We start from the raw sequence: 3,132 nt of genomic DNA on the forward strand, positions 1-3,132 counted from the left end.
CGGCCGGGTCGCCGGCAAAGCGATGATCTACTTCCTGTTCTTCTCGACGCTGGCGCTGGTCGTCGGCCTCGTCGTCTCCAATGTCGTCCAGCCCGGCGCCGGCATGCACATCAATCCGGCGACGCTCGACGCCAGCAAGGTGTCGACCTTCACCGAGAAGGCGCATGACACGACCATCGTCGGCTTCCTGATGAACATCATTCCCGACACCATCACTGGCGCCTTCGCGCAGGGCGATATCCTGCAGGTGTTGTTCTTCTCGGTGTTGTTCGGCGTCGCGCTGGCCCTGGTCGGCGATCGCGGTCGTCCGGTGGTCGACTTCCTGCAGGCGCTCACCGCGCCGATCTTCCGCCTCGTCGCCATCCTGATGAAGGCCGCCCCCATCGGCGCCTTCGGCGCCATGGCTTTCACCGTCGGCAAATACGGCATCGGCGCGATCGCCAACCTCGCCTTCCTGATCGGCACCTTCTACCTGACGTCGCTGCTCTTCGTGCTGGTCGTGCTCGGCGCGGTGGCATGGTACAACGGCTTCTCGATCCTGGCGCTGATCCGCTACATCAAGGAAGAGCTGCTGCTGGTGCTCGGCACCTCGTCCTCGGAAGCCGCCCTGCCTGGCCTGATGGCCAAGATGGAGCGCGCTGGCTGCAACCGGTCGGTGGTCGGCCTGGTCATCCCGACCGGCTATTCCTTCAACCTCGACGGCACCAACATCTACATGACGCTGGCCGCGCTGTTCATCGCTCAGGCCACCGACACACCGCTCACCTTCGGCGACCAGATCCTGCTGCTGCTGGTGGCCATGCTGAGCTCCAAGGGTGCCGCCGGCATCACCGGCGCCGGCTTCATCACGCTGGCCGCCACGCTCTCGGTCGTGCCTTCGGTGCCGGTCGCCGGCATGGCGCTGATCCTCGGTGTCGACCGCTTCATGTCGGAATGCCGGGCGCTGACCAACTTCGTCGGCAACGCCGTGGCCACCATCGTCGTGGCGCGCTGGGAAGGCGAGCTCGACCAGACGCAATTCGCCGCCGCCATGGCTGGCCAGTTGCCGGAAGAAGCCGACTTGGCGCTGTCGGGCGGTCTCCAGCCAGCCTGACCCCGTCAGGCGCCTCCCAAGCATGGAGAGGCCGCGGCCGGTAAAACCGGTCGCGGCCTGTTCTTTTTGCCGGTCGCCGCATAGGCTGGCGCGGGCTGGTCGTCCGGCCTTGTCACCAGCGCCGAGGGGCCGGCAATGAGCAGCAAATTTCCCGAGATCTACCTGATCCGCCATGGCGAAACCGAATGGAGCGCCTCGGGCAAGCACACCGGTCGCACCGACATTCCGCTGACGGCGAAGGGTGAGGAGACCGCCCGCGGCCTCACCGATCGCCTCAAGGGCCTGTCCTTCCAGGCGGTGTGGTCGAGCCCTTCGCAGCGTGCCTTCGACACCTGCCAACTTGCCGGCTTCGGGGAAAGTGCTGTGAAGAACCCGGACCTCCAGGAATGGGACTACGGCGCCTATGAAGGCGTGACGACGAAGGAGATTGTCGCCGGTCGCCCCGGCTGGAACGTGTTTCGCGACGGCTGTCCCGGCGGCGAGCAGGCCGCCGATGTCGGCGCCAGGGCCGATGCCATCATCGCCGGGCTCCGCGTTGTCGCTGGCAATGTCCTGATCTTTTCGAGCGCGCATTTCCTGCGCGTGCTCGCGGCGCGGTGGATCGGACTGCCGCCTGAAGGCGGCGAACATTTCGTGCTGGACACGGCGAGTCTCAGCGTTCTCGGCTATGAGCACGATTTGAGCGAGCCTGTCATCCGCAGGTGGAATCAGAGGTAGCCGATCGGGTGTCCCCCTCATCCGGCCGCTTAGCGGCCACCTTCTCCCCGAGGGGAGAAGAGGAGGAAGCGCCCGCGCCTCTGATCTCCTCTCCCCTCGGGGGGAGGTCGCATGCCCCGAATTGCCCTTCGCAATTCGGTTGGCGATCCGGGCGAGGGGGAATGCTAGACGCTGTCGCCCTCAAGCATTGTCAGTTCCTCGACCGTCAGGTGCCGTGCCTTGCCCTTCGCGAGTTCGCCGAGCTGTAAGAGCCCGACAGCCACCCTGATCAGCCTCAGCACCTCGACGTCGAAGGCGGCAAGTAGCCGGCGGATCTGGCGGTTGCGGCCTTCGTCGAGCACGACCTCCAGCCAGGCCGTGCGGCCGCCGCTGCGCAGCAGCTCGATCGAGCGCGCCGTCAGCAGTTCGCCGTCGACCGTCGCGCCGTCGCGAAACCGTGCCAGCATGGCGTCGTCGGGCGCGGTGCCGATCTGCACGTGATAGGTCTTGTCGACATGCGAGGCCGGATCGAGCAGTCCGTTCGCCCAGCGCGTGTCATTGGTCATCAAAAGCAGGCCTTCGCTGGCTTTGTCCAGCCGCCCGACGGGCGACACGAAGGGCAGGTCGAGCCCCTCGAGGCAATCGTAGACCGTGCCGCGTCCTTCGGGATCGTCGCGGGTTGTGACCAGCCCGCGCGGTTTGTTGATCATCAGATAGACCTTGCGCTCGGCAACGACCTGCTCGCCGTCAACCGCGATGCGGTCGCGGTCGAGATCGATGCGCAGCGATGGATCGCGCGCGACCTTGCCTGCCACCCGCACGCGGCCCTCCGCGATCAGTACCTCGGCCTGCTTGCGCGAGCACAGCCCAAGCTTCGACAGCGCGCGACTGAGGCTGACACCCGCGCTCGCAGCGCGTCTGGTGGTATGCTGCGGTCGTGCCATGATCCGGCGTTCTTTCCCGATGGACGGCGACAGATGCCACGGGTGGCGGCGGGATCGCAACCCGCCTGGGTTCCATTCGTCTTCAGGAAGCTGGATCGTGCCGCTGCAAAATCCTGATCGACTTTGTCATCTTAAATGTTGACTGGAGATGTCATGTTTCATAGTCAGCTTGGCATCGGCGGCATAGGCCGATTTCGGGAAGTCCATGGAAACCAGGATCGTGCCGGAGAACGACAGGCGAACGACCAAGCGCGGCAACATCACCCGGCGCGCCGCGCTCGGGCTGTTCCTGCTGCCCATGGCCGCCTCCGCCGAGGCGCGGCCGCTGCGCATCGTCTGCCTCGACGACGGGTTGGCCGAGACCCTGCTGATGCTTGGCGTCAGGCCGGTCGCCATCGC

General features: G+C 65.9%; 3 protein-coding genes and 1 pseudogene. 3 read left to right on the plus strand and 1 reads right to left on the minus strand.

Annotated elements, in window-relative coordinates; translation table 11 throughout:
• Positions 1-1,093: C4-dicarboxylate transporter DctA (gene dctA, locus EN742_RS29585; protein WP_128333588.1), on the plus strand; the 1,093-nt coding region annotated here is incomplete at its 5' end.
• A gap of 135 nt (positions 1,094-1,228) precedes the next feature.
• Positions 1,229-1,810, plus strand: coding sequence for a histidine phosphatase family protein (locus tag EN742_RS29590; protein ID WP_126056552.1), 582 nt, complete (start codon positions 1,229-1,231; stop codon positions 1,808-1,810).
• 164 nt (positions 1,811-1,974) lie between these two features.
• Here the strand turns inward: EN742_RS29590 and EN742_RS29595 are convergent, their stop codons facing one another.
• On the minus strand, positions 1,975-2,733 hold the full coding sequence (locus EN742_RS29595) for a pseudouridine synthase (protein ID WP_126056551.1): 759 nt from the start codon (positions 2,731-2,733) through the stop codon (positions 1,975-1,977).
• 205 nt (positions 2,734-2,938) lie between these two features.
• Between EN742_RS29595 and EN742_RS29600 the strand changes: the two are divergent.
• Positions 2,939-3,132 (plus strand): annotated as a pseudogene (locus EN742_RS29600) (iron-siderophore ABC transporter substrate-binding protein); the annotation flags it as partial.

The organism is Mesorhizobium sp. M4A.F.Ca.ET.020.02.1.1 (assembly GCF_004022645.1).
In the GTDB taxonomy this organism is placed as follows: Bacteria; Pseudomonadota; Alphaproteobacteria; order Rhizobiales; family Rhizobiaceae; genus Mesorhizobium.